The 4,911-nt window shown below is 70.0% G+C and carries 2 protein-coding genes and 2 pseudogenes; 2 read left to right on the top strand and 2 right to left on the bottom strand.

The window, feature by feature from the left end:
- Nucleotides 1-183 (top strand): annotated as a pseudogene (locus AC1DYI_RS26540) (IS1595-like element ISBeb2 family transposase); the annotation flags it as partial.
- A gap of 102 nt (nucleotides 184-285) precedes the next feature.
- On the opposite strand, the gene AC1DYI_RS26545 reads toward AC1DYI_RS26540, so the two are convergent.
- Nucleotides 286-3,423, bottom strand: coding sequence for a S8 family serine peptidase (locus tag AC1DYI_RS26545; RefSeq protein ID WP_477207126.1), 3,138 nt, complete (start codon nucleotides 3,421-3,423; stop codon nucleotides 286-288).
- A gap of 237 nt (nucleotides 3,424-3,660) precedes the next feature.
- Here AC1DYI_RS26545 and AC1DYI_RS26550 point away from each other — a divergent pair, with 237 nt between their 5' ends.
- Nucleotides 3,661-4,074, top strand: coding sequence for a hypothetical protein (locus tag AC1DYI_RS26550; protein ID WP_477207127.1), 414 nt, complete (start codon nucleotides 3,661-3,663; stop codon nucleotides 4,072-4,074).
- 67 nt (nucleotides 4,075-4,141) lie between these two features.
- On the opposite strand, the pseudogene AC1DYI_RS26555 reads toward AC1DYI_RS26550, so the two are convergent.
- Nucleotides 4,142-4,911 (bottom strand): annotated as a pseudogene (locus tag AC1DYI_RS26555) (Rne/Rng family ribonuclease); the annotation flags it as partial.

A 4,911-nucleotide genomic window follows, 5' to 3' on the forward strand; every position in this document is an offset into this window, starting at 1 on the left:
ATCCAGAACGTCAACGCCTACCACTCACGGCTCAAGGGCTGGCTGCGCCGCTTTCGCGGTGTGGCTACCACCTACCTGCACCACTACCTGGGTTGGTTCAGGGCTGTTGACCGCTGCGCGCCGCGCCACCTACCTCCGGAGCAGCTCCTCAGCCTCTCCCTCGGCCGATTCGCTCATCCATAGGCAATGCGCAAAGAGCCAAAACAAAGGCCCCCGCAGGAGCCCCAGGAAAGCGGCTAGGGGGCGGGAAAAGTTGAGAAATCCCGCCCCGCTGACCTTGATGCCTTAACGCCGGCCGACCAGCGCCGACTTCTTGACGCTCGCCAGACCGGCTACGCCCTGCGGCACGCCAGGCTCGACCGACACCAGCGTCACGCCGAGCGTGGTGCCGGTGTTGGGGTCGGCCCCTTGCACCAGCCGCAGCGCACCCAGGTAGCGCACGCCCGCGGACGCGCCGTGCCAGCCGAACTTGGTCTTGACCGTGTCGCCCACGGCCACGCTGGTGGGCAGGCCACGCACGTGCAGCGGCACGGGGCCAGCGCTGGGCCAGACCAGCCACGACGACAGAGTGAAGGCCGTGCTCACGCCGTCGGCCGGCGCAAAGCCGTGCACGCAGGCGCTGTAGCTGCCACCCGCCGGCATGCGCAGCGTCACCATCTCTTCGGCCGACCCGCCCGCACTGGACGCCACCAGGTTGCCGCCCTGGTCGTAGACGAACAGGTCGAGGTCGTCGGCGCCATGGCCCGAGGTGTCGGCGTCGTACAGCGCAAAGCGGGCCGCCAGCGTGCCGGCCGCGACGTTGAAGCTGAAGGTCTTGGTGCCCGCTTCATTGGCGCGGCAAGCCGCGTCGCCATTCGAGTTGGCCGACTTGGTGACCACGCCATCGGTGCGCGTGGCCGGCATCAGCCCGCCGCTTTGGGAGCTCAGGTCACCCGCATAGCCGAACTGGTAGCTGGCCCGCAGCGTGTCCTCGGCCTTGGTGCTGACCAGGCTGCCGGGGCCGGCGAAGTTGGTCAGCCGCGCCATGATCGGGCTGCGCACGTTGTGCGTGCCGTCGCTCCAGACCAGGGTGCCCTGGTTCCACGCGCCTTGCGCCGCGCCATTGCCGGTCAGCGTGACAGTGAAGCGGCCCTTCTGGCCTTTTTCCAGCGCCAGGCTGGGCGGGCTGACGCTGGCATTGAAGCCGGCCACGTTGATGCTGGCGTTGAAGGTGGCGGCGTCGCCGGTCAGGTTGCGCACCGTGCGGTGGAAGGTCACCGTGCCGGGCACGTCGGCACTGAACGATGCCAGGTTCAGGTCGGCCGCGTCGATCGAGCCGAGCGACTGGCAGGTGGCCGAGTCGGCCGCCAGCAGGCCCTGGCCGCAGAGGTAGCGCCAGTAGTCGGTCGGGTCGATCTGGTACAGCAGCCCCGGGTCACTCGAGCCGTTCGGGTTGACGTGGCCGGCGCCGTAGCCGATGAAGGCGGTGTCCGGCGTGCCGTCGGCCAACTTGACCGGGCCGGCACTGGTCATCAGCGCCGACTTGATCGACGCCGGGCCCCAGTAGTTCGGGTGTTTCTGCTTCAGCAGCGCGGCCAGGCCCGCGATGTGCGGGCTGGACATCGACGTGCCTTGCAGGTATTCGGCAATGGTGTCGGGCACCACGGTGCCTGCGATCACGCCGTCGTGGTAGGCCTGGTCCGGCTGCGTCACGGCGTAGGCGGCCAGCACGGCGACACCAGGCGCGGTGATGTCGGGCTTCATCACGGTCGGCGTGGCCATGTTGGGCCCGCGTGACGAGAAGCTGGCCATCACCGGAGCGATGACGCCCGGGGCTTGCCCCGCGACACCCATCGCCGCAGTGGCGCCGGGCAGCGCGGCGTAGGCACGTACTGCGTCGCGGTTGGCGATCGGCAGGTGCACGGTCGGCAGCCAATGGGCGTCGTCGTTCAACGTGTCCGAGCCGCCGCCGGGCAAGCCGGCCGGCGCATTCGTCAGCACCATGCCGACGCCGCCGGCCTGCAGCACGGCCAGGCTCTTGTCGGTGCGGGCCGAGGTGCCGCGGTCGCAGGCGACGACCTTGCCGGCCACCTTGGCCGGGTCCAGCCCGCCAACGAAGCACAGGCGGGCGTCTTCACTGGTCTTGCCCGGTGCGATGGCGTCAGTCGACAGAATCATCGCGGTGGCGGGCAGTCCCTTCGATTGCGACGCGCCGTTGTAGACGCTGCCGTCGCCGAAGGTGGTGTCGGCCTTGAAGAAGCGGTCGTGCGTCGACGCCGCCACCGTGGTCAGCCACGGGCTGTTGTGGGCCACGGCGGTGCCGGGGCCTGAGTTGCCGGCCGAGGCCGAGACGAACACGCCGGCGGTCGCCGCATTGAGGAACGCGACTTCGACCGGGTCGAGCAGGCTGGTCTGCGAGCCGCTGATCGAGAAGTTGATGACATCGACGCCGTCGGCCACGGCCTGGTCGATCGCGGCCACCGAGTCGCCGGTCCAGCAGTTGTTCTGGAATGCGCCGGTGCCGGCGTTGAACCAGCTCCAGCAGACCTTGTAAGCGGCCAGCCGCGCGCGCGGTGCCATGCCCGAAATCGGGCCGATGTTCTGCGTGTGCGAGATCGCTTCGGCGTTCGCATTGCCACCAGCGGTCGACGAGGTGTGGCTGCCGTGGCCGGTCACGTCGCGCGGCGCGCCGGGGAATTCGTACCAGGCGACTGGCAGGCCGGTGGACTTGAAGACCGCGTCGAACGCCTTCGCGCCGATGACCTTGTTGTTGCAGTGCTTGGCCGGGTCGAAGCCGGGTGCGGCGACGCAGCTGCCGCTCCAGCCGGCCGGTGCCGCGCCGTAGGCCAAGGTGCCGCCGGTCTTGACCGGCTTGCCGTTGGCATCGACCTGGTCGTAGAACGAGGCGTTCTCGGGCTGGAAGCCGCCATCGACGATGCCGATCACGACGTCTTCGCCCTTGATCAGCGTGCCCTTGCGGTCTTGCGACCAGACGCCGCCGGGCAGGTCGAGCCCGAGGAAGTGCGGCGTGTAGTTGGTGTTCAGCTCACGTGGCGTGTCCAGCGTGACGGCCAGCACGCCGGGTGTCAGCGCCAACTGGCGCGCCTGCGCGTCGCTCAGCAGGGCCGAGAAGCCGTTGAAGCTGTAGTGGTAGCGATGCAGCAGCTTGACCGGCCCGTTGACCTTGGCCAGCGCGGCGCGCTGTTGCTTGTCCAGGTGCGCCACATAGGCCTGCACCTGCGGTGCGCGCGCGTTCAGGCGCAGGCCTTCGGCGACCTGCGTCGCGGCCAATCCGGGCACGCCGCCGCGGTAGGACGCGGCTGGCGCATCGGCCAGTTGAACGATGTACGGGTGGGCCGCAGCGCCGGCGGCTTGTGCCGCGCCGGCCGCCATCGCCAGGCCACAGGCCAATGCGATCGGACCTCTTGTGAAGGGTGAAGCCATCTCGAATTCCTCATCGGTTGGAGAGAAAAGCAAGGCCCGCGGGCAGGGCACTGCCGGTTCGGCAGCGCCTTGCGGGTCACTGCAAGAGCGCGGACCTGGCGCAGCACCCCTGCAGGCATCACGCCAGTGCGGGGCAGTCTAGGCAGCGTGTTTTTCAGCCCCTACCGTGGGAACCCGTGGAAACTGGCCCGGTCAGACTCGGTGCCACACTTCCCCCCCTAATTCAAAGGAGAGCGCATGAAGAAGATTCCGTGGGGCAGGCCCGGCCTGCTGGCGGCCTGCGCGTTGGGCGTGCTGCAGGTGGCCTGCGCGGCGCCTCCGCCAGCCAAGACCGCCCCAGCCGACACCAGCGCGCTGTCGCGCCAGATCCGCGAGCAGATCGGCGACGCGGCCTGCAGCGCCAACGACCAGTGCCACACGATGGCGATCGGCCACAAGGCCTGCGGTGGCCCGGAGACCTATGCCGTCTGGTCCAGTGCGGCCAATGACGGCAAGAAGCTGCGGGAACTGGCCGACGCCTACACGCAGGCGCGCAAGCAGGAGGCCGAACAGTCGGGCCGGGTGTCGGACTGCTCGATGGTCAACGACCCCGGCGCACGCTGTGAAGCCGGACGCTGCGTGCCGGCGGGGCGGTCACCCGCGGTGATGTAGCCGCACCGTCGATCGGCCCCAAAAAAAACGCCACCCGAGGGTGGCGTTTCTCATGGGGCGAGCCCGCTCAGCTGGGCTGGCCGCGATGCGGGTCGAACGGCAGCGTCAGCTGGCTCAGGTCCTTGCGGGTCTCGACCAGCACCAGCGGGCCTTCGTCGACCACGGCCACCGGCGGCCGTTCGCGCGGCACATGCACCGGCGGCGGCTCGGCGGCCATCGCGTCCTGCGCGGCGCGGATCTTGTCGGTGTCGGAGTTGACCCAGGTCAGGCCGGCGGTGTCGGCAATGCGCTGCAACTCGTCCAGGGCCAGCACATAAGGCTCGACGCGTGCCGATGCCGGTGTCGGCGCGGGGGCCGGCGGCGGCGGTGCCACAGCCTCCACGCTGACGGCCTGCTCGGTGACCGCCGTTGCGGCGCGTGCCGCGGCGATCGGATCGGCGTTCAGTTCGGTGCCACGGTCTGCCCGCTCAGCACGCTCGCTGGGTTCACCACGCTCTGCGCGCTCACCACGTTCTCCACGTTCCCCACGCTCACCGCGTTCACGACGCTGGCGCGGTTCACGCGGCTCGCGGCGTTCGCCTTCGGCGGCTTCGGCCACGGCCGGCACGGCGGTCGGTTGCTCGTCGCTGACATCGGCGGCGGTGTCGCCTTCGGTGCCCGGCGCGTCGGCATCGCCTTCGGCGCCTTCAGCGCGTTGGCCATCGCGGGCCTCTTCACGGCCACCGCGGCCACGGCGACGACGACGACGGCGGGCCTCGCCCTCGCCACGTTCGCCTTCCGGCGCGGCGCCGCCTTCGGCGACCACGCCCTCGGCGGTGCGCTCGATCACATCGGCAT

Source organism: Ideonella sp. P3_A4, from assembly GCF_056403075.1.

Excerpts from the sequence above, each read along its gene's own strand:
- AC1DYI_RS26545 (WP_477207126.1), bottom strand. The coding sequence starts at position 3,423 with ATGGCTTCACCCTTCACAAGAGGTCCGATCGCATTGGCCTGTGGCCTG.
- AC1DYI_RS26550 (WP_477207127.1), top strand. The coding sequence starts at position 3,661 with ATGAAGAAGATTCCGTGGGGCAGGCCCGGCCTGCTGGCGGCCTGCGCG.